Here is a 26,722-nt window from a genome sequence, read left to right as displayed (position 1 = left end):
ACCAGGCTCCAGGGCTCGGTCTTCAGGCTGCCGGCATTGGCCGCCGGGTCGCCCTTGTCGGGGCCGAACTCATAGAAATTGTTGTAGTGGGTGGCATCCTTGAACGGGGTGATGGCCTCCCCCTGCACGGTCACCGCCTGCCAGCGCGTCGCGCCCAGCTTGTCGGTGAACCAGGCCGGCGCCTTGCCGGGCTCGACATCGGCATAGCGCGACACCTCGGCAGCAGCCCCAAGCCGCGGCAAGGCGCCCACGGCCAGGCCCGCCAGGCTTGCACGCAGCAAATGGCGACGAGAGAGATAGATACCTTCGGGGGTGATCTCCGACGCTTTGCAATCGGAAGACCGGGGAAGCTTGATGAGCATGGCGGCTCCACAGTACGGGTAACTGATGTACCCGTAAGACTATGGAGCCGGCAGGTTATTCCGCGATTAAATCTTTGTCAGGTTTTACGACGACGGGCGCGCAGCAAAAACTGCACAGGGCCGGAGATCGCGTAACCGAGGAAGATCAGCAGCAGAATGCGCGGCGGGTCGCTGAACACCACGGCGAACACCAGCACCACCGCCAGGATGGCCACGAACGGCACACGACCCTTGAGGTCCAGCTCCTTGAAGCTGTTGTACTTGATGTTGCTGACCATCAGCATGCCCGCGGCAGCCACCAGCAGCGCCACCAGGAACGACAGCTTGGAGCCCTGGATACCGTAGTCGCTGAACGCCCACACGGTACCGGCCACCACACCTGCCGCCGCCGGGCTGGCCAGGCCGATGAAGTAACGCTTGTCGGCGGTGCCGACCTGGGTGTTGAAGCGTGCCAGGCGCAGCGCGGCGCCGGCCACATAGATGAAGGCGACCATCCAGCCGACCTTGCCCATGTCACCCAGCGCCCAGCCAAACGCCAGCAGCGCCGGCGCCACACCGAAGGCGACCATGTCCGACAGCGAGTCGTACTCGGCACCGAAGGCGCTTTGCGTGTTGGTCATGCGCGCTACACGGCCGTCGAGGCCGTCGAGCACCATCGCGACGAAGATCGCGATGGCAGCAAAGGCGAAGTACTTGCTCGCCTCGCGCGGGTCACCGGCACTCAGGGCGCTCTGCGCGCTCATCGAGCTGATGATGGAATAGAAGCCGGCGAACAGGTTCGCGGTGGTAAACAGGTTGGGCAGCAGGTAGATGCCGCGGTGCCGGACCTTGCGCCCTTCGGCGTCATGGCCTTCTTCAACATGCTCATCGACAGGTAGCAGGCTTTCGGCGTCGGAGGGCTTGTTCGGCTCTTCGGGACGTTCGCTCATTAAAAGTACCTTGCAACAGGGTGGAATATGTTCGACATGGGCCCGCGAAATGGGTTCTGACGGCGAGCCACTGATCGCTTTATACCAGATGCAGCCCGTACAAACGAAAAAACGCGGCCGAAGCCGCGTTTTTAATCTATCGAAGCAGGGCCTTAGTTCTTGGCCTTGTCGACGATCTTGTTAGCCGAGATCCAAGGCATCATCGAGCGCAGTTGCTCGCCGATGATTTCGATGCCGTGGGCGGCGTTGTTGCGGCGCTTGGCGGTCATCGATGGGTAGTTGGTGGCGCCTTCGCTGATGAACATCTTCGCGTACTCGCCGTCCTGGATACGCTTCAGAGCGTTGCGCATGGCCTTGCGGGATTCTTCGTTGATGACTTCTGGGCCGGTGACGTACTCACCGTACTCGGCGTTGTTGGAGATCGAGTAGTTCATGTTGGCGATACCGCCTTCGTACATGAGGTCAACGATCAGCTTCAGCTCGTGCAGGCACTCGAAGTAGGCCATTTCCGGCGCGTAGCCAGCTTCGACCAGGGTTTCGAAACCGGCTTTGACCAGCTCGACGGTACCGCCGCACAGAACGGCTTGCTCACCGAACAGGTCGGTTTCGGTCTCGTCCTTGAAGGTGGTTTCGATGATGCCGGTACGGCCGCCACCGACGCCTGCGGCGTAGGACAGGGCGACGTTCTTGGCGTTGCCCGAAGCGTCCTGGTAGATGGCGATCAGGTCAGGGATGCCGCCGCCTTTGACGAACTCGGAGCGAACGGTGTGGCCCGGGGCCTTCGGCGCGATCATGATCACGTCGAGGTCGGCACGCGGAACGACCTGGTTGTAGTGGATCGAGAAGCCGTGGGAGAAGGCCAGGGTGGCGCCTTTCTTGATGTTCGGCTCGATTTCGTTCTTGTACAGAGCGCCCTGAAACTCGTCCGGGGTCAGGATCATGACCAGGTCGGCAGCAGCGACGGCGGTGGCCACGTCGGCAACTTTCAGGCCGTGGGCTTCTGCCTTGGCAACGGTGGCCGAGCCTTTACGCAGACCGACAGTAACGTCTACACCGGAGTCCTTCAGGTTGCACGCCTGGGCGTGGCCCTGGGAACCGTAGCCGATGATGGCGACTTTCTTGCCCTGGATGATGGAAAGGTCGCAGTCTTTATCGTAGAAAACTTTCATGAAATACCCCTGGTTATATCTCGGCCCCCTGCGGAGCCATCGCTAATTTTTGAAGTTAGATGCTGAGCACTTTGTCGCCACGGGCAATGCCGGTGACGCCGCTGCGCACGGTTTCGAGAATCGATGCAGTGCCGATCGCCTGGATGAAGCTGTCCAGTTTGTCGCTGGTGCCGCTCAGTTGCACGGTGTACACACTGGCGGTCACATCGACTATCTGGCCACGGAAGATGTCCGTGGTGCGCTTGATCTCGGCGCGCTGGGCACCGGTGGCCTTGACCTTGACCAGCATCAGTTCGCGCTCGATATGGGCGCTCTCCGACAGGTCGACCAGCTTGACCACTTCGACCAGCTTGTTGAGGTTCTTGGTGATCTGCTCGATCACCTCATCATGGCCGACGGTGGTCAGCGTCAGACGCGACAGGGTCGGGTCTTCGGTCGGGGCCACGGTCAGGCTTTCGATGTTGTAGTTGCGCTGGGAAAACAGGCCGACCACGCGAGACAAGGCACCGGGTTCGTTTTCCAGCAGCAAGGAGATGATGTGCCGCATATCAGGTACGCTCCGTCTTGCTCAGCCACATGTCACGCATCGAGCCGTCCTTGATCTGCATCGGGTAGACGTGCTCGGTACGGTCGATCGCGATGTCGATGAACACCAGGCGATCCTTCATCGCAAAGGCCTCTTCCAGTTTCGGCTTGAGGTCTTTCAGGCTGGTGATGCGGATACCCACATGGCCATAGGCCTCGGCCAGCTTGACGAAGTCCGGCAGCGACTCGACGTAGGAGTGCGAGTGGCGGCCGTTGTAGGCCATGTCCTGCCATTGGCGGACCATGCCCAACACACCGTTGTTCATGTTGACGATCTTCACCGGCAGGCCGTACTGCATGCAGGTGGACAGCTCCTGGATATTCATCTGGATGCTGCCTTCGCCGGTGACGCAAGCCACGTCCTGATCCGGGAAGTTCAACTTCACGCCCATGGCCGCCGGGAAACCGAAGCCCATGGTGCCCAGGCCACCAGAGTTGATCCAGCGGTTGGGTTTGTTGAAGCGGTAGTACTGCGCCGCGAACATCTGGTGCTGGCCCACGTCGGAGGTGACGAAGGCATCACCATGGGTGACTTCGCACAGCGTCTCGATCACGTGTTGCGGCTTGATCACGCTGCCGTCGCCCTTGTCGTAAGGGAACAGGTCGCCATCGCCACGCCATTCGTCGATCTGCTTCCACCAGGCATCCAGCGCCGCCTTGTCAGGCTGCTCGCCGATTTCCTTGAGGATGCTCAGCATTTCGTTGAGCACGCTTTCCACCGGGCCGACAATCGGCACGTCGGCCTTGATCATCTTGGAGATCGACGCAGGGTCGATGTCGATGTGGATGATCTTGGCGTTCGGGCAGAACTTGGCCGGGCCGTTGACCACGCGGTCATCGAAACGCGCACCGACGGCGAAGATCACGTCGGCGTTGTGCATGGCCAGGTTGGCGGTGTAGCTGCCGTGCATGCCGAGCATGCCGAGGAACTGGCGGTCGGTACCCGGGAAGCCACCAAGGCCCATAAGGGTGTTGGTGACCGGCAGGTTCAGCGACTTGGCGATCTCGGTGAGGGCTTCGGAGCCACCACCCAGAATCACGCCGCCACCGGAGTAGACGATCGGGCGCTTGGCTGCCAGCAGCATTTCGGCAGCCTTGCGGATCTGGCCGGAGTGGCCACGTACAGCCGGGCTATAGGAACGCAGCTTGACCTTTTTCGGGTAGATGTACTCGAACTTCTCGGCCGGGTTGGTCATATCTTTTGGAATGTCGACCACGACCGGGCCAGGACGGCCAGACTGTGCCAGATAGAAGGCTTTTTTCAGAACTTCAGGGATTTCCGAGGCGTGCTTGATCATGAAGCTGTGCTTCACGATCGGCCGGGAAATACCGATCATGTCGGTTTCCTGGAAGGCATCGGTGCCGACCATGGTGCTGGGCACCTGGCCAGACAGGATGACCATCGGAATGGAATCCATGTAGGCGGTGGCAATACCGGTGATGGCATTGGTCGCGCCTGGGCCGGAAGTCACCAGTACCACGCCGGCCTTGCCGGTGGCACGGGCGTAACCGTCCGCCATATGGGTAGCAGCCTGTTCGTGACGGACCAGGATGTGCTCGACTTCCGGTTCCTTGAACAGTGCATCGTAAACATGCAGGAGAGCACCGCCTGGGTACCCGTAGATATGCTTAACGCCTTCGTCGCGCAAGAAGCGGACGACCATTTCAGCGCCGGATAAGAGCTCCACGTTGTTCACCTCTAAAACGCCAGAATACCGCCCTCACTGGGCGGGTCTTAATAGGTTTACTGCCAAGCAGAGCATGAGCGAACGTCAGCACTGACTGAGCAAGTATTGGGAAAGCCCTGGTGTGTTGCGGGTCTTCCCACCCAGCGCGAGGTAACGCGTTGCGGGGTGTTACAAGTCGGCGCGGGTGTGCGCCTCATGATCTGCTTAGCGGGTCTGCTTCTGGCAGTCCCCCTACAGCGGAATCTGGATTCTTGTGATTTGGCGCCTACAAGTCAAGAAAAATTATTGCCAATTTTTCCGCAAGATGAATCGCAACCACCACTAAAAACCGATGCAGCAGCAGGAAAAACAAGATTTCTATAAAAAAGGGCCACAATCTGCGGCCCTTGACGGAAAAACTGAAGAAATCAGGCGGATGGGCTGATCAATTGATCGAATGCTGCCAACAGCCGCCGCAGCTCCCGGCTTTGCTCCGGGCGGTCGGTGAACACCGTTTCGGCCATCACCAGGATGCCCGAGGCATTGGGCAGCGGGTGCCCCTGCTCAAGAATGATCGCCATGCGCGGCAGGAAGATCCACTGCAGCCACTGCTCGAAGGCCATGCTGTCGACCGCGAACGGCACTGTGCTGGCCAGTGCTTCGGCGCTGGGGGTGGCATCGCTCCACCAGCCCTGCACCTTGAGTTCGCGCTCGATCAACAGCAGGTGGTCGGCGATATCCAGAATGCGCTGTTCCATCACAGGTTGACCTGCGCCTTCTGCCGCGCCAGCGCAGCACCGGCGCTGTCACCTTGCTTCTCGCGGGCCTGGGCGATGGTGTTCCACAGCTGGGCTTGCAAGTCCGGGCGGCCGTTGGCGTAGGTCAGGGCGCGGCGAGCCAGCTGCTCGGACTGCGCGGCATCCCCTTGCGACAGGCGCACCTGGGCCAGGCGGAACAGCACCTGCGGCTCGCGCGGGGCAATACGCTGGGCACGTTCCAGGCTGGAAGCGGCGCCGTTGAAGTCACCACTGCCCTGCTGCTGCTGGGCGGTGGTCAGCAGCGCCAGCACCGGGCCGTCGAGCTGTTCGTCGGCAGACAAGCCGCCGCTGCTGGCCCGCGGGATACCGGTCGGCGCCGGGGTGGCGGCCGGGGCGCTCATCGAGGCTATGTCGAACGGCTCGTCAGCCACAGGGTTGGGGTTGGTGCTGATCGGGCCACTGCTGACCGGGCCCGGGGTGATCGGGCCGGTACTGATCGGCGTGGTGCTGATCGGCGAACCGCCGCTGCCCTGCGGGATCATCACGGTCACGCCGGAGTCCTCCGGCAGCGACTGCGCCTGGCTGCTGCCACCGCTGGTCGGGTAGGCCGACGTGCGGTTGGCCGAGACGCGCTCGCTGTTGGAAACCCGGGTGCTCGAATCCACCACCGGGATGTTGCCACGCGGGACGCTGGCGCAGCCGTGCAGCACGGCCACCGCGGTCAAGGCAGGTATCCACCACTTGTTCACTTCACACCCTCTTCAAAGCTCGTGCTCAATTCATCCAGCCCTTGACCCAGTCCATGACCGATTCAGCCGGGTTCTGCTCGCCACCACAGGCAGCGCCGACGGGCGGTTCGCTGCCGCGAATATACGGCATCTGCACCGCTCCCGGACAGCTGGCGTCGGAACCCTGGCCAGTATGCGGGTCGATCCAGGCCTGCACCACGTTGTCCGGCTGCGGCATGTCCAGTGGCAGCGGGTCGGCCTTCTTCATGAAGCTGGTCCACACCTGCAACGCACCGGTGGCACCGGTGAACGGTGTCTTGCCGTTGTCGTCGCGGCCCAGCCACACCACCGCCAGCAGGTCCTGGCTGAAGCCGGAGAACCAGCTGTCGCGCGAGTCGTTACTGGTACCGGTCTTGCCCGCCAAAGTCAGCGAGCTGGGCAGCACGTTGTACACCGAGCGGCCGGTACCTTCACGCATCACCCGCTGCATGGCGTTCTGCACCAGATAAATGGCGCCCGGGTCGAAGGTTTGCTGGATCTGGAACGGGTAGCGCTTGAGCGGCTCGCCTTCGGCGGTGAGCACGCTGCGGATGCCACGCATCGGCGTGTTGAAGCCGCCGTTGGCAATGGTCTGGTACATGTTCGCCACCTGCATCGGCGACATGCCACCGGCGCCCAGCAGCATCGCCGGGAACGCCGGCCAGTCCACCTGCACGCCCAATCGGCCGATGGTCTTGATCACGTTCGGCACGCCCACTTCAAGGCCCAGCTTGGCGGTGGACAGGTTCAGCGAGTTGGCCAGGCCCTGATACAGGTAAATGGTGCCATGCGGGCGGCGGTCGTAGTTCTGCGGCCGCCATACCTGGCCATCGGCGCCCTTCACCGAGAACGGCTCATCCTGCACCCAGGTGGTCAGGGTGTACTTGCTCGGTTGCTCCAGCGCGGTGAGGTACACCGACGGCTTGACCAGCGAGCCAATGGGCCGCGAGGCGTCCAACGCCCGGTTGAAGCCGGCAAAGCCCGCCTGGCGGCTGCCGATCAGCGCCTGCACCTCGCCGGTTTCCGGGTTGGTGACCACCATCGCCGACTCCACCTCGTCGGCCCCCTTGCGCCCGGCCAGGCGCTTGAAGGTCTCGCTCATGGCGGTTTCGGCCTTCATCTGCAGGATCGGGTCGAAGCTTGTGAAGATGCGCAGGCCTTCTTCGGTCAAGTCTTCGTCGCGGTAGTCCTGGCGCAGCTGGCGCTTGACCAGGTCAAGGAAGGCCGGGAACGAGCTGTCCGCCAGGCTGCCGCGCTTGGTCACGCCCAGCGGCATCTTCTTCGCAGCATCGACCACTTCCTGGCTGGCCACGCCCTGCTCGGCCAGCAGGTCCAGCACCAGGTTGCGGCGCTGCAACGCGCGCTCGGGGTAGCGGCGCGGGTTGTAGTAGGACGGGCCCTTGACCATGCCCACCAGCAAAGCGATCTGGTGCAGTTTCAGCTCCTGCAGCGGCTGGCTGAAGAAGAACTGGCTGGCGAGGCCGAAGCCGTGCACCGCGCGCTGGCCGTCCTGGCCGACGAACACCTCGTTGAGGTAGGCCTCGAGGATTTCACGCTTGTCGTAGTGAATCTCCAGCAGCACCGCCATCATCGCCTCGGTCAGCTTGCGGCTGAGGCTGCGCTCGTTGGTGAGGAAGAAGTTCTTCACCAGCTGTTGGGTCAGGGTACTGCCGCCCTGGCGCATGGCGCCCGACGAGGTGTTGACCCAGATCGCCCGGGCGATCGACTTGGGCGACACGCCGAAGTGGCTGTAGAAGTCGCGGTCTTCGGTGGCGATCAGGGTTTCCAGCAGGTACGGCGGCACCTGGTCGATCTTGATCAGGATGCGGTCTTCGAGGTTTTTCGGGTAGATGCCGCCGATCATCAGCGGCTCCAGGCGCACCACGTCGAGCTTGCCGCCGTTGGCGCCATTGAGCCCGGCCACATAGTCGCCCGAGAAGCGCACGCGCACGAACTGCGCCGGCTCCATGCCCTCGTAGAACTGGAAGCCACGGGTATTGATGTCGATGGTGTTGCCGTTGACCGACGCCGCACCCGGCCCGTTGGCCGCGCTTTCCCGGCGGTAGCCGAGGGCATCGAGTTCGGTGAGGAAGTCGTTCTTGCTCAGCTTCTGGCCGACGAACAGTTCCAGCGGCCGGGCATAGACCTTGGCCGGGATGGTCCAGCGCTTGCCGGAGAACTTCTCCTGCACGGTGGCATCGAGGTAGACCGCGAAGCCGGCGATCACTACCAGGCCAACCAGGCTGAGCTTGACTGCCCAGCCCAGCCAGGCGCGGGCGCGGCCGGTCGGGCGTTGTTTGGGGGTGCGGGAATTTCGGGTACGTGTCATGGCGGCGGATTATACGCACTTTATAAAAGGGAGGCAGACGCCCCATTGGCGGTTTGCAGGGGCGGCACCATTGACCATAATGGCGCCTTCGAATTCCCTGACTCCCAAAGGAAGATCCGTGAGCCAAGCCCTGATCACCGCGCTGCAGAATCCCGCCCTTTATCCGCACCCGGTCGAAGGCTTCCAGCTCATCGAGACGCATATCTCCTGGGTGCTGCTGACCGGCGAGTACGCCTACAAGGTCAAGAAGCCGATGAACTTCGGCTTCCTCGACTTCACCAGCCTCGACCAGCGCGGCCACTTCTGCCGCGAAGAACTGCGCCTGAACCAGCGCCTGACCGAAGGCCTGTACCTGGACGTGCTGCCGATCACCGGCACTGCCGAAGCCCCGCAACTCGGCGGCGAGGGCGAGGTGATCGAGTACGTGCTGAAGATGCGCCAGTTCCCCCAGGGCCAGATGCTCAATACCCTGCAGGCCAACGGCGAGCTGAACGCCGGCCACATCGACCAGATGGCCCGGCAGATTGCCGAGTTCCACCTGCAAGCGCCCAAAGTGCCGGTCGACCACCCGCTGGGCACCCCGGACGCGGTCATGGCACCGGTAGAGCAGAACTTCGAGCAGATTCGCCCGTTCCTCACCGACAAGGCCGACCTGCAGCAACTGGACAATCTGCAGGCCTGGGCCCAGGACAGCTTCAAGCGCCTGCACGGCCTGCTTGAGGCACGCAAGGCCAATGGCTTCATTCGTGAATGCCACGGTGACATTCACTTGGGCAACGCCACCCTGATCGACGGCAAGGTGGTGATCTTCGACTGCATCGAGTTCAACGAGCCGTTCCGCCTGACCGACGTCTACGCCGACGTCGGCTTCCTCGCCATGGACCTCGAAGACCGCGGCCTCAAATGCCTGTCTCGGCGTTTCATCAGCCAGTACCTGGAGCTCACCGGCGACTATCAAGGTTTGGAGTTGCTCAACTTCTACAAGGCCTACCGCGCCCTGGTGCGGGCCAAGGTCGCCCTGTTCAGCATGCCGGCCGACGCCGACGGCGTGCAGCGCGCCACCACCCTGCGCACCTACCGCAACTACGCCAACCTGGCCGAAAGCTACAGCGCCATCCCGTCGCGCCTGCTGGCCGTCACCCACGGTGTTTCGGCAGTGGGCAAGAGCCACGTGGCGATGCGCCTGGTCGAAGCCCTGGGCGCCGTGCGTGCGCGTTCGGACGTGGAGCGCAAGCGCCTGTTCGGCGAGCAGCAGCAAGCCGAAGCCGGCCAGTTGCAAGCCGGCATTTACGACGCTGATGCCAGCGCCGCCACCTACCAGCGCCTGCATGAGCTGGCCGCCACCATTCTGCGCGCCGGCTTCCCGGTGGTGCTCGATGCCACCTACCTCAAGGCCGAACAGCGCCAGGCTGCGGCAACTGTCGCCAGCGAAACCGGCGTGCCGTTCCTGATCCTCGACTGCCACGCCCCGGAGGCGGTGATCGCCAGCTGGCTGGAGCAGCGCCAGGCCGAGAACGACGACCCGTCGGACGCCACTCTCGAGGTGGTCAAGGCGCAACAGGCCAGCCGCGAGGCGCTGAGTAGCGAAGAGCTCAAGCAAAGCACCCGCGTCGACACCCAGGCCGCCAGCAGCATGGACCAGGTGATCGAGCAGATCCGCCAGCGCCTGCCCGGCCTGTAACCTGCCAGGCGTGAAGCAGTCGACAGTTCACGCCTGAAGTCAGGCGCCTCCTGCGTGATGGCATTACAGTATCATCACGACCCACAAGGAGGCGCCGCCATGAACCAACCCCGTCAGCTGGACAACGTGCTGTTTACTCTGGTTCGCGACGAGAAGATCGCCGAGTTCAACCGGGTCAAGGCCGCGCATCCCTCAATCGATTTTCGTGGCGGCGATTTCCGTGGCCTGGACCTGCGCGAGCTGGATGTGAAGGGCATCGACTTCGCCGACGCGTACTTTCGCGCCGCCGACCTGCGCGGGCTCGACCTGCGCGAAAACGGCCTGGAAGGCGCAAGCCTTGCCCATGCGCAGATCTCCGGCACCTACTTCCCTGCCGAGCTGAGCGCCGACGAGATCCTGATGTCGGTGAAGTACGGTACCCGCATGCGCTACCGCACAGTGCGCTGACCGTTATCACAGGCTTGAGCATGTGACCTGTAGGAGCGGCCTTGTGCCGCGATGGGGCGCGTAGCGGCCCCACGATTTCGGTATCACGCGAAATCGCCGGGGCTGCTACGCAGCCCATCGCGGCACAAGGCCGCTCCTACAGGGATTGCATGAGCTTCGGGACAGGCAATAGACAGTTGCCACACCCGTTCATATACCTTCCCGCATTGCCCCCAACCCAGGCAAACCAACCCCTCCGGTCGGCCCCGCTGGCAAAAGGCCGCGTATTCCTCAACCCCCGCTACACTCCTTCCAGACCTGCTCGCGATTTATCCCCATGACCCGTTCAGCCATCGCAAGGAGGCTCGATGAACGATGAATTGCAGCACCTGAAAAACCTTGGCAAGACCTCTGCGCAATGGCTGCACGCCGTGGGTATCCACAGTGCATCGGACCTTCGCCGCCTGGGCGCGGTGGGGGCGTACCAAGCTGTGAGAACGCGAGGCTTCCGGGCTTCAAAGGTGTTGCTGTACGCCATTGAAGGCGCCCTGCTGGACATGCACTGGAACGACCTGCCGGCCGAACGCAAGCAGGCGCTCAACCAGCAACTGGATGCAAAGTGCCCTGCAGCACGGGGCGAAAAATAATTTCGCAAAAGCCATTGACTGATAAATGAGAATCGTTATGATTATCACAACTGGTCGCGAGACTGGTTGGATAAACTGAAAGCCCCTGGTTCGGACTCTCAGATTATCTCCTCATCAGGCTAATCACGGTTATTGACCCGCCAATTTGGCGGGTCTTTTTTTTTTGCCTGTACTAACCCTGTCGCCGGCAAGCCGCCTCACATAGAACAAACTACAACTCATTGATTTAATGCGGTCCTTGTGGGAAGCGGCCGATGGCGTCAGTGGCCCTTGCGCAACTGCGCGCAATAATCCTGCTCAGGCAACGCCGCGGTGTACCAAACGAAGTCGGCCATCCCAGGCTCCACCGCCTCCCCCACCTCGGCCAGCAACACCACCAGGCTCTGCCCCTTGGCCCCAAGGTCTGCCAGGTGCAGCGGCACCCCCAGGTCCTCGCGCGCGTGATAACTGCCGGCAAACAACAGCGCAGGCTGCGGCGCTGCCAGCAAACGCTCGGCAATACGCCGGTCACGCAGCTGTTGCACAGCCAGCATCGCCGGCAGCTGGCTCTCTGGCAGCAGGTTGCAATGCCCGGCGCGCACCTGCTCGCGCAGCGCATCCAGCACGGCAGGGGTATTGGAGCGCTCCCCCGGCGGGCTCACAGGGTGGCGGTAAGCATCACGAATTTCGCCGGGCGACAGGTTCGCAGCCAGCAACGGGTAAGGCTGCGCCAGCGCATGGCGCACTATCGGCCCATACAGCGACCAGTCCCAGCCGTCCTGCCAGGCCAGCGCCTTGGGTAAATCAGCCGGTAACGGCGCCTTGAGCCCATCCACCAAAGCCTGCTGTTCGGGCTGCAGCATCTCCAGCAACAGGCTGCCTTGCGGCCGGCGGCTTTCCAGCGCGCGCAGCAGCCAAAGCTGCAGCGCATGGTGATCGGGGTTGTCGTGCTTCTCGCCCACCAGCACCCGCGGCGCATCGGCCAGGCGCTGCACCAGTTGCTCCGGCGCCAGCACCTGCCCTGTAGTCAGGTCGACTATCTGCCCGAGTTGCGCATGGGTACGCCCTTCACTGGCCTGCCAGGCCGGCAATGGCGCAAGGCTGGCCTGGCAAGCTGCCAGCGCCAAGCACATAGGCAGACACAACAGCAGGTAGCGCATGGTGCAGGCTCCTAGCGGGTGATGATCAGTGGGTGGCCACGCTCCGGGTGCGGCTGCACCAGCACCTCGATGCCGAACACTGCTTTGAGCGCCGTCGGCGTCAGTACCTGCTGCGGCGTGTCCAGTGCATGGCAACGACCCTGCTCCAGCAGCAGGATATGGTCACAGTAACGCGCCGCCAGGTTGAGGTCATGCAGGATCACCAGCACCGCCGCGCCGCGGTCGGCAAAGCTGCGCACCGCCTGCAGCGTGGTGTGCTGGTGCAGCGGGTCGAGCGCCGAGGTGGGCTCGTCGAGCAACAGCGTGGTACCAGGCTCGCCTGGCCACAGCTGGGCCAGTACCCGCGCCAGGTGCACGCGCTGTCGCTCGCCACCGGACAACGCCAGGTAGCTGCGCTCGACCAGGTGCAAGGCATCGGCCGCCTGCAGCGCCGCCGTGACGATTTCGCGGTCACGCTCACGGCCACTGGCATGGGGCAGCCGGCCCATGCCCACCACCTCGGCCACGCTGAACGAGAAGCCCAGGGTCGACACCTGCGGCAGTACCGCCAGGCGCCGGGCCCGCTCCTGCCCGGGCCAGTCGCCCAGGGCGCGGCCATCCAAATGCACGCGCCCGGCACTCGGCGCCAGCTCGCCACACAGCGCCGCCAAAAGGCTGCTCTTGCCGGCGCCATTGGGCCCGAGCACACCCAGCACTTGCCCCGGCTGCAGGCGCAGGTGGATATCGTGCAGCACCTCGGTGTTGCCCCGGGTCAGCGAGAGCCCTTCGACATCGAGCATCAGTTGCGCCCCCGCACCAGCAAAAACAGAAAGAACGGCGCACCGATGAACGCCGTGACAATACCGATCGGCAGCTCGGCCGGCGCCAGCGCCAGGCGCGCGATCAGGTCGGCGAACAGCAGCAACGCGCCCCCCGCCAGCAACGAGCCCGGCAGCAATACCCGGTGGTCCGGCCCGGCCAGCAAACGCACCAGGTGCGGCACCACCAAACCAATGAAACCGATCAGCCCGGCCGCCGCCACCGCAGCCCCCACTCCCAGCGCCGTGCAGAACACCAGTTCGCGCTTGAGCGCCTCCACATCAACGCCCAGGTGGCGCGCCTCCGACTCGCCCAGCAGCAGTGCATTGAGTGCCTGCGCCCTGCGCGGCAACCACAGGGCCACAGCCGCCGCCACCAGCAGCAACGGCCACAGCCGCTCGTAACTGGCACCATTGAGGCTGCCCAGGTTCCAGAAAGTCAGGGTACGCAAGGTCGCGTCATCGGCAAGATAAGTGAACAAGCCCACCGCCGAGCCGCCAAGTGCGGTCATGGCAATACCGGCCAGCAGCATGGTGGCGACGTTGGTCTGCCCGTCTCGCCGCCCCAGCCGGTACACCATCGCCGTCACCCCCAGCCCGCCGATGAAGGCGCACAGCGACAGCAGGTAGGGCGCGAACCATTCAGGCATGCCACCCAGCCAGCTACCGCCGACAATCGCCACCGCCGCGCCCAGCGCGGCGCCGCTGGCCACGCCGACCAGGCCGGGGTCGGCCAGCGGGTTGCGGAACAACCCCTGCATGGCCACACCCGACAGCGCCAGCACCGCGCCCACCGCCAACCCCAGCAGGGTGCGCGGCAGACGAATCTGCCCAAGGATCATCTCGGCCTGCTCAATGCCATCACCCGCAAGCGGCACCCCCAGCAGGCGCAAGCCCGCGCGCAGCGTGTCCATCAGCGGCAGGCTGACCGGCCCCAGCGCCAGCGACAGCCACACCGCCAGCAGGCACAGCAGCCCCAGCCCGATAAACAGCGTGCGCGGCCGGACCCGTGGCCTCATGGGTTGAGGCTGGCCTTGGCCGCCGGGTAGAAGCTGGCCGCCAGCTCATGCAGGGTGGCCGGCAGGCGCGGGCCCAGGCCACCGACCAGCAGGGTCGGGTCGAGCGACACCAGGCGCTTTTCGCGCACAGCGCGCGAGCCGGCCAGTGCCGGGTTTTCCTTGATCAGCGCCTGCAGGGCCTGCTCGCCGCTCAGCGCCCGGTCGGAGAACACCACCACGTCCGGGTCCAGCGCGGCCAGCGCTTCCACCGAGAAATTCTTGTAGCCCTGGTGCTCAGCCAGGTTGCGCCCGCCGGCCTGGCGCAGCACCCAATCGCCCGAAGTGCCCTGCCCGGCGATCAACGGCTTGGCCCCGGCATGCCCGACCAGCAGCAATACCCCCGGCGCCTTCTGCCCGGCCTGGGCCTGCTTGATCTGGCCTTGCAGCGCCTCCAACTGGTGGCGGTAGTCGGCGGCCAGTTCAGCGGCTTTCTGTTCACTGCCCAGCAACGCACCCAACTGCTTGAGGTTCGCGTCCACCGCAGCCAGTTCGGCCTTGCTCGAGAACAGCTCAACCCGCACCCCGGCCTTGCGGATCTGCGCCAGCACCGGCGGCGGGCCCATTTCGTCGGTGCCCACCAGCACATCCGGGCGCAGGCTGAGAATGCCCTCGGCCGACAACTGGCGCTGGTAACCGATGCTCGGCAGCGCCTTGAGTGTTTCGGGGTGCTGGCTGGTGGTATCGACCCCCACCAGTCGCTGCTCGCCCCCCAGCGCGCTGATCCATTCGCTGAGGGCGCCACCGGCGCTGACCCAGCGCTGCGGCAATTCTGCAGCCAGGGTGTGGGATGACAACAGCAGGCCTGCGCACAGGGCAATCAGGGCAGAAGGGCGGCGCATCACGGGATTCCTTTGCAGAAGAGCGGGGCCGCACGCCTTGTGGCGCTCGGCAGAACTGCGCACCATAGCCAGCCTGGCGCGGCGAATGCGGGCAATTTGATAATTGTTCGCATTGAGGCGTCAAGTCACCCACCATTAAGATGGCTTAAATGCACTACCTCTGCCCCAGCGCCGCCCTTGCCGAAGGCCGCAGCCGCGCATTCAAGGTTGCCGACCTGCAACTGTTCGGCGTGCGCCGCCACGGCACCGTCTATCTGTACCGCAACCGCTGCCCGCACCGCGGCATCGGCCTGAACTGGAACGCCGACAGTTTTCTCGACGACAGCGGCACGCTGATCCAGTGCGCGCACCACGGCGCGCAGTTCATCATCGACAGCGGCGAATGCATCACCGGCCCCTGTGCCGGCGATTGGCTCGAAGCCCTGGACTGCCTGGAAGACAGCCAGGGCATCTGGCTCAACGACCCAGCAGCACCGGCAGCGGGCGATCGATGACAATGCGCTCGGCATCCAGCCGCGCGCCATAGGCCAACACCTCGACCCCATCGGCCACCGCTGCGCGCAGGGCCTGGGCGTAGGCTGCGTCGATCTCCTCGGCCGGGCGCACCGCCTCGATACCGGTCAGGTTCACGCAGTACAGCTGTACCGCGCGAATACCCTGGCGCGCCAGCGCCGCCAGCTCGCGCAGGTGCTTGGCGCCGCGCTGGGTCACCGCGTCGGGGAAGGCCGCCACGTTGGTGTCGGGGTAACCAAGGGTAACGCTCTTGACCTCGACATAAGCGGGGCCTGTGGCGAACTCCAAGTAGAAGTCGATGCGGCTGCGCTCCTCGCCGTAGGCCACTTCACGGCGCAGTGCGGTGAAACCGGCAAGCTCGCTGATGACTCCGGCGCGCAAGGCCTCTTCCACCAGCGTATTGGCCCGCCCGGTGTTGACGCAGGCCAGCCGCCCCTGGGGCGTTTCGATGATTTCCCAGGTTCCCGACAGCTTGCGCTTGGGGTCGTTGGAGCGGCTGAACCACACCTGCCCGCCCTCGCGCATGCAGTTGAGCATGGAGCCGGTGTTGGGGCAGTGAATGGTCAATTGCTCGCCGTTGGGCAGTTCGATGTCGGCCAGAAAGCGCTTGTAGCGGCGCAGCAGGCGTGCCTGTTCCAGTGCAGGTAAGAACTCCATCAGCCTTGCCAGCTCCGCAGGCCACGGGCAATGCGCTGCACCGCCTCCTCTAGGCGCGGTAGGCTCTGGGTGTAGGCAAAGCGCACATGGTGGCCGGCCTGGTGGCGGCCAAAGTCCAGGCCCGGGGTGAAGGCCAGGTGCTCGGTTTCGAGGAAGTGCCGGCAGAACGCGAAGGCATCACCGCCGAACGCGCTGATATCGGCATATAGATAGAAGGCCCCCTGGGGCTCCACGGCGATGCCGAAGCCCAATTCGCGCAGGGCCGGCAGCAAATAGTCGCGCCGGCGCGCGAACTCGCCGCGGCGCTCTTCCAGAATGGCCAGGGTCTCGGGCTCGAAGCACGAAAGCGCGGCATGCTGGGCCATGCTCGGGGCGCTGATGTAAAGGTTCTGCGCCAGTTTTTCCAGGTCAGCCACCGCCGAGGGTGGCGCGATCAGCCAGCCCAGGCGCCAGCCGGTCATGCCGAAATACTTTGAAAAACTGTTGAGCACAAAAGCCTGGTCGTCCACTTCCAGCACGCTGGGGGCGTCCATGCCGTAGGTCAGGCCGTGGTAGATCTCGTCCACCACCAGGTGGCCATGGTGCTCGCGGGTGGCCTTGGACAGGCTGGCCAGCTCGTCGCGGTCGAGCACCGTGCCGGTGGGGTTGGCCGGCGACGCCACCAGGGCGCCGACGGTGTCCTTGTCCCAATAACGCTCCACCAGGTCGGCGGTGAGCTGGTAGTTGACCTCCGGGCCCACCGGCACCAGCTGCGCGCCGCCCTCCACCAACCGCAGGAAGTGGCGGTTGCACGGGTAGCCCGGGTCTGCCAGCAGCCAATGCTTGCCGGGGTCTACCAGCAGGCTGCTGGCCAGCAGCAAGGCGCCGGAGCCACCCGGGGTGACCAGCACCCGCTCAGGGTCAAGGTCTACGCCGTAGCGCTGGCCATAGAAGCCGGCAATCGCCTCGCGCAGTTGCGGCAGCCCGCGGGCAGCGGTATAGCGGGTGTGCCCGTTGGCCAGCGCGGCCTGGCCGGCGGCGACGATGGGCGCTGCGGTGGTGAAGTCCGGCTCGCCGATCTCGAGGTGGATCACGTCGTGGCCGGCAGCCTGCAGTTCGTTGGCACGGGCCAGCAGGGCCATGACGTGGAAGGGTTCGATGGCGCGACTGCGCGCACTGTGTGGCTGAGCCATGGGCCTTCTCTCAATTGGGTCTAGACTGGTGATTCTACCCGCGCACGCCAGCGAACGCGCCGCCACTGTCGCTGTCAATAGCAGGCACAGAGCGGGGTAGCGCACCCCGGATCTATCTGGTAAGTTCGGCGGCTCGCAGTCGCAGGGCCGGCGGGCGCCGGAGATGGAAACAAGCCTGCGCATTGGATCAGATGAGTGAGAGGCGGTCTATTCATGTCCACCGTAGAAAAGCAAAAAGCCCAGACCATGTACGGTGTCGAACCCTACGTCGAAACCAAGGGCGAAGAATACATGGGCGAGCCCATGAAAAAGCACTTCACCAAGCTGCTCAATGCCTGGAAAGGCGAGCTGATGGTCAGTGTGGACCGTACCGTGGACCACATGAAGGATGAGGCAGCCAACTTCCCCGACCCGGCCGACCGTGCCAGCCAGGAAGAAGAATTCGCCCTTGAGCTGCGCAACCGCGATCGCGAGCGCAAGCTGATCAAGAAGATCGACAAGACCCTCGACAAGATCAAGGCCGACGAGTACGGCTGGTGCGACTCCTGCGGTATCGAGATCGGCCTGCGCCGCCTCGAGGCCCGCCCTACCGCCGACCTGTGCTTCGACTGCAAGGAAATCGCGGAGAAAAAGGAAAAGACCGTCGGCAAAGGCTGACCTCTGATCCCGTAAAGACGGGGCGTATTGATTGCAGGTGCAAGCCTGCAAGCGGTACGCCCCGTCTTCATTTATACAGCGGTGCAAGCCATGACCGACCCTCGCTACATCGGGCGCTTCGCCCCCACCCCCAGCGGTTACCTGCACTTCGGCTCGCTGGTCGCCGCCCTCGCCTCCTGGCTGGATGCCCGCGCCGTCGATGGCCGCTGGCTGCTGCGCATGGAAGACACCGACCCACCCCGTGAGATGCCCGGCGCCCGCGACGCCATCCTGCAGACGCTGGAGCGCTACGGCCTGGAATGGGATGGCGAGGTGGTATTCCAGAGCCAGCGCCACGACGCTTACGCTGCTGTAGTCGACCGCCTGTTCAACATGGGCCTGGCCTATGCCTGCACCTGTTCGCGCAAGCAACTGGAAGGCTACGACGGCATCTACCCCGGGCTATGCCGCAACGCAGGCCACGCCCGCGAAGGCGCGGCGATCCGCCTGCGGGTGCCGGAACTCTTGTACCGCTTCGACGACCGCGTACAAGGCCGCTTCGAGCAGCACCTGGGCCGCGAGGTGGGCGACTTCGTCATCCAGCGCCGCGACGGGTTGTACGCCTACCAGCTGGCGGTGGTGCTGGACGACGCCTGGCAAGGGGTGACTGACATCGTGCGCGGCGCCGACTTGCTGGACAACACCCCGCGCCAGCTGTACCTGCAAGAGTTGCTGGGGTTCTCGCAGCCGCGCTATTTGCACATCCCGCTGATCGTGCAGCCGGACGGGCACAAGCTGGGCAAGTCATACCGTTCGCCACCGCTCGAGGCCGACCAGGCGACGCCGCTGTTGCTGCGGGCGTTACGGGCGCTGGGGCAGGAGGCGCCTGCCGAACTGCAAGGCGCCAGCCCGGCCGAGGTGCTGGCGGTGGCCAGGCAGCAGTGGCGGCCAGAGCGTATTGCGCGGCAAATGAGCGTGCCAGAGGCACAATTGCTCTGAATCAGTACCGACGCCATCGCGGGGCAAGCCCGCTCCCACGCGGACCGGATCGGCGCCGTGGGAGCGGGCTTGCCCCGCGATGGCGCCGGCACAGGCAAAACCACGCCCAAAAGCCCAACAAATTCAACCCCTTGGCTAAGCCCCCCAATTCCGGCTACCCTCGCCCCAGCCATTTGCGCCAATAATAAGTCCAAGCCCGCAGCGCCCACTCATCGAGGCCAGCATGTACATCTATCGTTTGGTCCTGCTTCTGGTCGTGGGGATCTACCTGTTCTCCCCGGCCATCATGGACTGGTGGATCGAACCGACCGGTGCCTGGTACCGCCCCTACCTGCTCTGGCTGATCCTGATCGTCGTCACCTTCATCCTGCAGAGCCAACGAGATGCCGATGAGCTTTAGCCTGACCCAGATGATCCTGATCAGCGCCGCCTACCTGCTGGTGCTGTTCGGCGTGGCCTGGGTCAGCGAACGCGGGCTGATCCCGCGCGCGGTCATCCGCCACCCGCTGACCTACACCCTGTCGCTGGGCGTCTACGCCAGTGCCTGGGCCTTCTACGGCTCGGTCGGCCTGGCCTACCAGTACGGCTACGGCTTCCTCGCCTGTTACCTGGGCGTGTCAGGGGCGTTCCTGCTGGCACCGGTGCTGCTGTACCCGATCCTCAAGATCACCCGCACCTACCAGCTGTCGTCGCTGGCCGACCTGCTGGCGTTCCGCTTTCGCAGCACCTGGGCCGGCGCGCTGACCACCATCTTCATGCTGATCGGCGTGCTGCCGTTGCTGGCCCTGCAAATTCAGGCAGTGGCCGACTCCATCAGCATCCTCACCGGCGAACCGGTGAAGGCGCGGGTGGCGTTCGCCTTCTGCGCGCTGATCATCCTGTTCACCATTTTCTTCGGTTCGCGCCATATCGCCACCCGCGAGAAACACGAAGGCCTGGTGTTCGCCATCGCCTTCGAGTCGGTGATCAAGCTGCTAGCCCTGGGCGGCATCGGCCTGTATGCGCTGTACGGCGTGTTCGGCGGCCCCCACGAGCTGGAGGTGTGGCTGCTGCAGAACCAGACCGCCCTGGCCGCCCTGCACACCCCGCTGCAGGAGGGCCCGTGGCGCACCTTGCTGCTGGTGTTCTTCGCCTCGGCAATCGTCATGCCGCACATGTACCACATGGCCTTCACCGAAAACCTCAGCCCGCGCTCGCTGGTCAGCGCCAGCTGGGGCCTGCCGCTGTTCCTGCTGCTGATGAGCCTGGCGGTGCCGCTGGTGCTGTGGGCCGGCCTGCGCCTGGGCGCCAGCACCAACCCGGAATACTTCACTCTGGGGCTGGGCATCGCCGCCAACAACCAGGCCCTGGCGCTGCTGGCCTACGTCGGCGGTCTGTCGGCCGCCAGCGGGCTGATCATCGTCACCACCCTGGCGCTGTCGGGCATGGCCCTGAACCACCTGGTGCTGCCGCTGTACCAGCCGCCCGCAGAGGGCAACATCTACCGCTGGCTGAAGTGGACCCGCCGGGCGCTGATCGTCGCCATCATCACCGCAGGCTTCGTCTTCTACCTCACCCAGAACAACCACCAGAGCCTGGCCAATCTGGGCATCGTCGCCTTCGTCGCCACCCTGCAGTTCCTGCCCGGGGTGCTCTCGGTACTGTACTGGCCGACCGCCAACCGCCGCGGCTTCATCGCAGGCCTTCTGGCCGGCATGCTGGTGTGGATGGTGACCATGCTGCTGCCGCTGCTGGGCAACCTGCAGGGCTTTTACATCCCGCTGCTGAACATGATCTACGTACTGGACGACACCAGCTGGCACATGGCAGCCATCGGCTCGCTGGCGGCCAACGTGCTGCTGTTCACGCTGATTTCGCTGTTCACCAACGCCAGCAGCGAGGAGGCCAGCGCCGCCGAGGCCTGCGCGGTGGACAACGTGCGCCGCCCGCAACGCCGCGAGCTGCACGCCGCCTCGCCCCAGGAGTTCGCCACCCAGCTGGCCAAGCCGCTGGGCGCCAAGGCTGCACAAAAAGAGGTGGAGCAGGCCCTGCGTGACCTCTACCTGCCGTTCGACGAGCGCCGCCCCTATGCCCTGCGCCGCCTGCGCGACCGCATCGAGGCCAACCTGTCCGGCCTGATGGGCCCAAGCGTCGCCCAGGACATGGTCGAAACCTTCCTGCCCTACAAGTCCGGCAACGAAAACTACGTCACCGAAGATATCCACTTCATCGAAAGCCGCCTCGAGGACTACCACTCGCGCCTGACCGGCCTTGCCGCCGAGCTCGACGCCCTGCGCCGCTACCACCGCCAGACCCTGCAAGAGCTGCCCATGGGCGTCTGCTCGCTGGCCAAGGACCAGGAGATCCTGATGTGGAACAAGGCCATGGAGGAGCTCACCGGCATCGCCGCCAAGCATGTGGTCGGCTCGCGCCTGGTGACCATCGGCGAGCCCTGGCGCGGCCTGCTGCAGGGGTTCATCGACGTACCCGACGAACACCTGCACAAGCAGCGGCTGGCCCTCGACGGCCAGCCGCGCTGGCTCAACCTGCACAAGGCGGCCATCGACGAGCCCCTGGCCCCGGGTAACAGCGGCCTGGTGCTGCTGGTCGAGGACCTCACCGAAACCCAGGCCCTGGAAGACAAGCTGGTGCACTCCGAGCGCCTGGCCAGCATCGGCCGCCTGGCCGCAGGCGTGGCCCACGAGATCGGCAACCCGATCACCGGCATCGCCTGCCTTGCGCAAAACCTGCGTGAAGAACGCGAAGGCGATGGCGAGATCATCGAGCTGTCCAGCCAGATCCTCGAGCAGACCAAACGCGTGTCGCGCATCGTCCAGTCGCTGATGAGCTTCGCCCACGCCGGCGGCAGCCAGCAGAACAGCGAGGAGCCGGTGTGCCTGGCGGAGGTAGCGCAGGATGCCATTGGTCTGCTGGCGTTGAACCGGCGCAATTTCGAAGTACAGTTTTTCAACCTCTGCGACCCGGACCACTGGGTCGAGGGCGACCCGCAACGCTTGGCCCAGGTGCTCATCAACCTGCTTTCCAATGCCCGCGACGCCTCGCCGCCCGGCAGCGCCGTGCGCGTGCGCAGCGATGTCAGCGAGCATACCGTCGACCTGATCGTCGAGGACGAAGGCAGCGGCATCCCGAAAAACATCATGGACCGCCTGTTCGAACCCTTCTTCACCACCAAGGACCCGGGCGAAGGAACCGGACTGGGCCTCGCGCTGGTCTATTCCATCGTGGAAGAGCATTATGGGCAAATCACCATCGACAGCCCCGCCGACATCGAACGGCAACGTGGTACCCGGATCCGCGTGACCCTGCCCCGGCATGTCGTAGCGACGTCCCCTGAAATTCGAGACCGTCGAGAGAATTGAATCAATGCCGCACATTCTGATCGTCGAAGACGAAACCATCATCCGTTCGGCCCTGCGCCGCCTGCTCGAACGGAACCAGTACCAGGTCAGCGAAGCCGGCTCGGTGCAGGAAGCCCAGGAACGCTTCAGCATTGCCACCTTCGACCTGATCGTCAGCGACCTGCGCCTGCCCGGCGCCCCGGGCACCGAGCTGATCAAGCTCGGCCAGGGCACCCCGGTGCTGATCATGACCAGCTACGCCAGCCTGCGCTCGGCGGTGGACTCGATGAAAATGGGCGCGGTGGACTACATCGCCAAACCCTTCGACCACGACGAGATGCTCCAGGCCGTTGCGCGCATCCTGCGTGACCGGCAGAACGCGCCAGCCGCAGCCGCTGCAGCCCCTGCCGCCGAAGCCCGCCCGGGCAACGGCAAGGCGGCCAGCGACAAGCCTGCTGCATCGGCCAACGGCGAAATCGGCATCATCGGCTCCTGCGTGCCCATGCAAGAGCTGTACGTGAAGATCCGCAAGGTCGCGCCCACCGACTCCAACGTGCTGATCCAGGGTGAGTCGGGTACCGGTAAAGAGCTGGTGGCCCGCGCCCTGCACAACCTTTCGCGCCGGGCAAAGGCACCGATGATCTCGGTGAACTGCGCAGCCATCCCCGAAACCCTGATCGAGTCCGAGCTGTTCGGCCACGAAAAGGGCGCGTTCACCGGCGCCAGCGCCGGCCGCGCCGGCCTGGTGGAAGCCGCCGACGGCGGCACGCTGTTCCTCGACGAAATCGGCGAATTGCCACTGGAAGCCCAGGCTCGCCTGCTGCGCGTGCTGCAAGAGGGCGAGATTCGCCGGGTGGGTTCGGTGCAGTCGCAAAAGGTCGATGTGCGCCTGATCGCCGCGACCCACCGCGACCTGAAAAACCTGGCCAAGGCCGGGCAGTTCCGTGAAGACCTTTACTACCGCCTGCACGTGATCGCCCTGAAGCTGCCGGCCCTGCGCGAGCGTGGCAGCGACGTCAACGAAATCGCCCATACCTTCCTCGCCCGCCAGAGCGCGCGGGTGGGGCGTGACGACCTGCATTTCTCCAGCGAAGCCGAACAAGCCATCCGCCACTACAGTTGGCCGGGCAACGTGCGCGAACTGGAAAACGCCGTGGAGCGTGCGGTGATTCTCAGCGAGAGCGCGGAAATTTCCGCCGACCTGCTGGGCATCGACATCGAGCTGGCCGACCTGGATGACGACGACGGCCTCGACAGCCTGCCGGCCCTGGCCAGCGGCGGCGCGAACAACGCCAGCCACGAGCCTACCGAAGACCTGTCACTGGAAGACTACTTCCAGCACTTCGTGCTCGAGCACCAGGACCACATGACCGAGACCGAACTGGCCCGCAAGCTGGGCGTCAGCCGCAAGTGCCTGTGGGAACGCCGCCAGCGCCTGGGCATCCCGCGGCGCAAGAGCAACGCCACCAGCGAGTAACCGCCCCACCTGGGTGGGAGATTCCTCCTGCCCTGCTACTCCTGCGTTGGCCTTTCGGGCCTCTTCGCGGGCAAGCCCGCTCCCACAGGATCGTCACTGGCCACAAAAGTGGCGCAGTACCTGTGGGAGCGGGCTTGCCCGCGAAAGGGCCGGCAAAGCCTGCCGCACCCCCGAGGTAACACAGATCAGATCCTGCAAAAATCTGTTACCTCTGCCCTGCGACGTAACAGCACACGAGGCGTACGGTAACGAAATTTCCACATTTGCCCGGCACAGAAAGCCGCCGGAATGGCCAAAACCCCCGGTTTCATTGGGTTTTCAAAAGTTGGCACGGCACCTGCTATATGTTTGGTACAAGAACAATAACAAGCACTGCAACTCAAAATAAGAACAAGACGAAACGGCTCACGCACAATAAAAACAAGACGGCGGAGGCGCAGCTAACTGATTCTTTTGGAGAGGAGTTGTGTTTGGGGCTTGCCCCACGATCAGGCAGAGAACAACAAAAACTGCACTTAAAAGCAGCACCTGAACTGATTGGACCGCAAGGTCAGCATCATCTCGGCGACCAAAGCAATCCGTTTGCTCTTCACCCCTGGTTTAGGGGTCGTTCACAAGCTTCGGGTTTTGTGAACAGGGCACTCAACAAAAACAAGAAGCCCAGCAAAAAAACAATAAGAGCACACAACGACTTGGTGGGGAGCTTCGGCTCCCCATTGTCGTTTCTGGCCCTCTGCTACTGGCCTTGGCATACCGCCTACACCATCCCTCCAGTAAATGCTAGAATCCCCGCCCATCATGCGGCCATTCTCATACCCTTGGCCGAACATTCCTTCAAACAGTGCATCCCATGCTGAAGAAGCTGTTCCAGTCTTTCCGCCCGCCCGTTCGAGGCCAACACCACAGGCGCACCACGCCTGAAGTGATCAACAAGAGCCAGCACTCGCTGCAGCGCAGCCAGTTCAGCCGGCATGCCGTGAACATCGTCGAGCGCCTGCAGTCGGCCGGTTACGAGGCCTACCTGGTAGGCGGCTGCGTGCGCGACCTGCTGCTGGGCATCACGCCCAAGGACTTCGACGTCGCCACCAGCGCCACCCCTGAACAGGTGCGTGCCGAGTTCCGCAATGCCCGTATCATTGGCCGGCGCTTCAAGCTGGTCCACGTGCATTTCGGCCGCGACATCATCGAAGTCGCCACCTTCCGCGCCCCGCACTCGGACGAGGACCAGGCCGACAGCCACCGTTCCTCGCACAATGCCAGTGGCCGCATCCTGCGCGACAACGTATACGGCACCCTGGAAGAAGACGCGCAGCGCCGCGACTTCACCATCAACGCCCTGTACTACGACCCGGTCAGCGAGCGCGTGCTCGACTACGCCAACGGCATGCACGATGTGCGCAACCGCCTGCTGCGCCTGATCGGCGACCCCACGCACCGCTACCAGGAAGACCCGGTACGCATGCTGCGGGCCGTGCGCTTTGCCGCCAAACTGGACTTCGGCATCGAGAAGCACACCGTGGCACCGATCCGCGAGCTGGCGCGCATGCTGCGCGACATCCCGCCGGCGCGCCTGTTCGAAGAAAGCCTGAAGCTGTTCCTCAACGGCCAGGGCGCCATCACCTTTGAAATGCTGGTCGACCTGAACCTGTTCGAGCCGCTGTTCCCGGCCAGCAGCCACGCCCTCGAAGAGCGCCCGACCTACACCCACACGCTGATCAGCCAGGCCCTGAGCAACACCGACCTGCGCGTCAAGCAGGGCAAGCCGGTCACCCCGGCGTTCCTGTTCGCCGCACTGCTGTGGCCAGCGCTGCCGGGCCGTGTGCTGCACCTGCAAAACCAGGGCGTACCGCCGATTCCCGCCATGAACGGCGCCGCCCACGACCTGATCGCCGAGCAGTGCCAGCGCATCGCCATCCCCAAGCGCTTCACCCTGCCGATCCGCGAGATCTGGGACATGCAAGAGCGCCTGCCACGCCGTAGCGGCAAGCGCGCCGACATGATGCTGGACAACCCGCGCTTTCGCGCCGGCTACGACTTCCTGCTGCTGCGCGAAAGCGCAGGCGAGGAAACCGACGGCCTGGGCCAGTGGTGGACCGACTACCAGGACGCCAACGACAGCGAACGCCGCGAGATGATCCGCGAGCTGGGCAGCCGTGACGACAGCGGCGCCAGCGGTGCCGGCCCACGCAAACGCAAGCGCAGTGGCAGCAAGCGCAAGCGTGAGGACGACCAGGCGTGGGACTGAGCAGCACCCGCGCCTACATCGGCCTTGGCAGCAACCTCGACGAGCCCGCCGAACAGCTGCGCAGTGCCCTGCAGGCGCTGGGCCTGCTAAGCGGCACGCAGCTGGCTGCCGCCTCTGCGCTGTACACCAGCGACTCGCTGCTACCCGGCCAGCCGCGCTACACCAATGCCGTGGCCGCCATCGACACCCAGCTTGAGCCGCTGCAACTGCTCGACGCCCTGCAAGCCATCGAGAACGGCCAGGGCCGGGTGCGCAAAGAGCGCTGGGGCCCGCGCACCCTCGACCTCGACGTGCTGCTGTTCGGTGACCAGGTCATCGACGTCCCGCGCCTGAAAGTGCCGCACTACCACATGCACGCACGCCCCTTTGTGCTCTACCCGCTCGCCGAGCTGGTACCCGCCGACTTCAAGCTTGCCGACGGCCGCGCGCTCGCGCAGCTGCTGCAGGACTGCCCGTTCGTCGGCCTGGAACGCCTGTAATTCGGGCGTTTCGGGCGGCGGTAACGCCAGTAACACCTGTGCCGTAACAATGC

Annotated in this window: 26 protein-coding genes (1 of these 26 running past the window's edge); 12 read left to right on the top strand and 14 right to left on the bottom strand. The window is 64.4% G+C overall.

Annotated elements, in window-relative coordinates; all coding sequences use genetic code 11:
* The 8 genes from msrP to mrcB form a co-directional block, all read right to left on the bottom strand.
* Positions 1 to 362, bottom strand: the 5' portion of a protein-coding gene (msrP, locus tag KSS93_RS07155) for a protein-methionine-sulfoxide reductase catalytic subunit MsrP (protein WP_217887708.1). It extends 652 nt beyond the left edge of the window; the window shows 362 of its 1,014 coding nt (coding positions 1-362); the start codon lies at positions 360 to 362; its stop codon lies beyond the left edge, outside the window.
* A gap of 77 nt (positions 363 to 439) precedes the next feature.
* The gene (pssA, locus tag KSS93_RS07150) at positions 440 to 1,291 is read right to left on the bottom strand and encodes a CDP-diacylglycerol--serine O-phosphatidyltransferase (protein WP_217887707.1); all 852 of its coding nucleotides are present in this window, start codon (positions 1,289 to 1,291) and stop codon (positions 440 to 442) included.
* 152 nt (positions 1,292 to 1,443) lie between these two features.
* Positions 1,444 to 2,460, bottom strand: coding sequence for a ketol-acid reductoisomerase (ilvC, locus tag KSS93_RS07145; protein ID WP_027594992.1), 1,017 nt, complete (start codon positions 2,458 to 2,460; stop codon positions 1,444 to 1,446).
* 55 nt (positions 2,461 to 2,515) lie between these two features.
* Positions 2,516 to 3,007 carry an acetolactate synthase small subunit gene (ilvN, locus tag KSS93_RS07140; protein WP_003250040.1) on the bottom strand — a complete coding sequence of 164 codons (492 nt, stop codon included), beginning with the start codon at positions 3,005 to 3,007 and terminating at the stop codon, positions 2,516 to 2,518.
* Between the two features lies 1 nt (position 3,008).
* A complete protein-coding gene (locus tag KSS93_RS07135; protein ID WP_217887706.1) occupies positions 3,009 to 4,733 on the bottom strand; it encodes an acetolactate synthase 3 large subunit in 1,725 nt (574 codons plus the stop codon).
* A 407-nt stretch (positions 4,734 to 5,140) separates the two neighbouring features.
* The gene (locus KSS93_RS07130; protein WP_217887705.1) at positions 5,141 to 5,473 is read right to left on the bottom strand and encodes a YqcC family protein; all 333 of its coding nucleotides are present in this window, start codon (positions 5,471 to 5,473) and stop codon (positions 5,141 to 5,143) included.
* Positions 5,470 to 6,219, bottom strand: coding sequence for a tetratricopeptide repeat protein (locus tag KSS93_RS07125; protein ID WP_217841751.1), 750 nt, complete (start codon positions 6,217 to 6,219; stop codon positions 5,470 to 5,472). The genes KSS93_RS07130 and KSS93_RS07125 overlap by 4 nt, the downstream gene beginning before the upstream one ends.
* Positions 6,220 to 6,244: 25 nt before the next feature.
* Positions 6,245 to 8,566, bottom strand: coding sequence for a penicillin-binding protein 1B (gene mrcB, locus KSS93_RS07120; RefSeq protein ID WP_217887704.1), 2,322 nt, complete (start codon positions 8,564 to 8,566; stop codon positions 6,245 to 6,247).
* Between the two features lie 118 nt (positions 8,567 to 8,684).
* On the opposite strand from mrcB, the gene KSS93_RS07115 reads away from it, so the two are divergent.
* The 3 genes from KSS93_RS07115 (at position 8,685) to KSS93_RS07105 (ending at position 11,320) form a co-directional block, all read left to right on the top strand.
* Entirely contained in the window at positions 8,685 to 10,247 is a 1,563-nt protein-coding gene (locus tag KSS93_RS07115) for a bifunctional aminoglycoside phosphotransferase/ATP-binding protein (protein WP_217887703.1), read from the top strand.
* Positions 10,248 to 10,346: 99 nt separating this feature from the next.
* Positions 10,347 to 10,694, top strand: a complete 348-nt coding sequence (locus KSS93_RS07110; RefSeq protein ID WP_217887702.1) for a pentapeptide repeat-containing protein — start codon at positions 10,347 to 10,349, stop codon at positions 10,692 to 10,694.
* 347 nt (positions 10,695 to 11,041) lie between these two features.
* Complete coding sequence (locus KSS93_RS07105; RefSeq protein WP_217887701.1) at positions 11,042 to 11,320, top strand: TfoX/Sxy family protein; 279 nt, start codon at positions 11,042 to 11,044, stop codon at positions 11,318 to 11,320.
* 260 nt (positions 11,321 to 11,580) lie between these two features.
* Here the strand turns inward: KSS93_RS07105 and KSS93_RS07100 are convergent, their stop codons facing one another.
* From KSS93_RS07100 to KSS93_RS07085, 4 genes are read right to left on the bottom strand one after another with little or no spacing between them, the layout of a single operon-like run.
* A complete protein-coding gene (locus KSS93_RS07100; RefSeq protein ID WP_217887700.1) occupies positions 11,581 to 12,459 on the bottom strand; it encodes a ChaN family lipoprotein in 879 nt (292 codons plus the stop codon).
* Between the two features lie 11 nt (positions 12,460 to 12,470).
* Positions 12,471 to 13,238: a heme ABC transporter ATP-binding protein gene (locus tag KSS93_RS07095; protein WP_217887699.1), complete on the bottom strand. Its 768-nt coding sequence runs from the start codon at positions 13,236 to 13,238 to the stop codon at positions 12,471 to 12,473.
* On the bottom strand, positions 13,238 to 14,221 hold the full coding sequence (locus KSS93_RS07090; RefSeq protein ID WP_217888692.1) for a FecCD family ABC transporter permease: 984 nt from the start codon (positions 14,219 to 14,221) through the stop codon (positions 13,238 to 13,240). The genes KSS93_RS07095 and KSS93_RS07090 overlap by 1 nt, the downstream gene beginning before the upstream one ends.
* A 50-nt stretch (positions 14,222 to 14,271) precedes the next feature.
* Positions 14,272 to 15,156: a heme/hemin ABC transporter substrate-binding protein gene (locus tag KSS93_RS07085; protein ID WP_217887698.1), complete on the bottom strand. Its 885-nt coding sequence runs from the start codon at positions 15,154 to 15,156 to the stop codon at positions 14,272 to 14,274.
* A gap of 146 nt (positions 15,157 to 15,302) precedes the next feature.
* On the opposite strand from KSS93_RS07085, the gene KSS93_RS07080 reads away from it, so the two are divergent.
* Positions 15,303 to 15,647, top strand: a complete 345-nt coding sequence (locus tag KSS93_RS07080; protein WP_217887697.1) for a Rieske (2Fe-2S) protein — start codon at positions 15,303 to 15,305, stop codon at positions 15,645 to 15,647.
* Here the strand turns inward: KSS93_RS07080 and sfsA are convergent.
* Both sfsA and KSS93_RS07070 read right to left on the bottom strand, forming a co-directional pair.
* Complete coding sequence (sfsA, locus tag KSS93_RS07075) at positions 15,610 to 16,323, bottom strand: DNA/RNA nuclease SfsA (protein ID WP_217887696.1); 714 nt, start codon at positions 16,321 to 16,323, stop codon at positions 15,610 to 15,612. The two genes, KSS93_RS07080 and sfsA, sit on opposite strands and share 38 nt — an antisense overlap.
* A complete protein-coding gene (locus KSS93_RS07070; protein ID WP_217887695.1) occupies positions 16,323 to 17,495 on the bottom strand; it encodes a pyridoxal phosphate-dependent aminotransferase in 1,173 nt (390 codons plus the stop codon). Before KSS93_RS07070 ends, sfsA begins: the two co-directional genes overlap by 1 nt.
* A 213-nt stretch (positions 17,496 to 17,708) precedes the next feature.
* Here KSS93_RS07070 and dksA point away from each other — a divergent pair, with 213 nt between their 5' ends.
* The 8 genes from dksA (at position 17,709) to folK (ending at position 26,669) form a co-directional block, all read left to right on the top strand.
* Entirely contained in the window at positions 17,709 to 18,152 is a 444-nt protein-coding gene (gene dksA / locus KSS93_RS07065; RefSeq protein WP_217841741.1) for an RNA polymerase-binding protein DksA, read from the top strand.
* Positions 18,153 to 18,242: 90 nt separating this feature from the next.
* Positions 18,243 to 19,130: a tRNA glutamyl-Q(34) synthetase GluQRS gene (gluQRS, locus tag KSS93_RS07060; RefSeq protein WP_217887694.1), complete on the top strand. Its 888-nt coding sequence runs from the start codon at positions 18,243 to 18,245 to the stop codon at positions 19,128 to 19,130.
* 223 nt (positions 19,131 to 19,353) lie between these two features.
* Complete coding sequence (locus KSS93_RS07055; protein ID WP_003250005.1) at positions 19,354 to 19,530, top strand: hypothetical protein; 177 nt, start codon at positions 19,354 to 19,356, stop codon at positions 19,528 to 19,530.
* Entirely contained in the window at positions 19,514 to 22,489 is a 2,976-nt protein-coding gene (locus KSS93_RS07050) for a sensor histidine kinase (RefSeq protein ID WP_217887693.1), read from the top strand. Before KSS93_RS07055 ends, KSS93_RS07050 begins: the two co-directional genes overlap by 17 nt.
* A 4-nt stretch (positions 22,490 to 22,493) precedes the next feature.
* On the top strand, positions 22,494 to 23,945 hold the full coding sequence (locus KSS93_RS07045; RefSeq protein ID WP_217887692.1) for a sigma-54-dependent transcriptional regulator: 1,452 nt from the start codon (positions 22,494 to 22,496) through the stop codon (positions 23,943 to 23,945).
* 344 nt (positions 23,946 to 24,289) lie between these two features.
* Complete coding sequence (locus KSS93_RS07040; RefSeq protein ID WP_217887691.1) at positions 24,290 to 24,802, top strand: hypothetical protein; 513 nt, start codon at positions 24,290 to 24,292, stop codon at positions 24,800 to 24,802.
* Entirely contained in the window at positions 24,796 to 26,190 is a 1,395-nt protein-coding gene (locus KSS93_RS07035) for a polynucleotide adenylyltransferase PcnB (RefSeq protein WP_217887690.1), read from the top strand. The genes KSS93_RS07040 and KSS93_RS07035 overlap by 7 nt, the downstream gene beginning before the upstream one ends.
* Positions 26,187 to 26,669, top strand: coding sequence for a 2-amino-4-hydroxy-6-hydroxymethyldihydropteridine diphosphokinase (gene folK, locus KSS93_RS07030; RefSeq protein WP_217888691.1), 483 nt, complete (start codon positions 26,187 to 26,189; stop codon positions 26,667 to 26,669). The genes KSS93_RS07035 and folK overlap by 4 nt, the downstream gene beginning before the upstream one ends.
* Positions 26,670 to 26,722: the final 53 nt, after the last annotated feature.

Origin of the sequence: Pseudomonas xanthosomatis, from assembly GCF_019139835.1 — a bacterium.
Lineage (GTDB): Bacteria > Pseudomonadota > Gammaproteobacteria > Pseudomonadales > Pseudomonadaceae > Aquipseudomonas > Aquipseudomonas fakonensis.
This window is presented reverse-complemented; position numbering and strand designations above follow the sequence as displayed.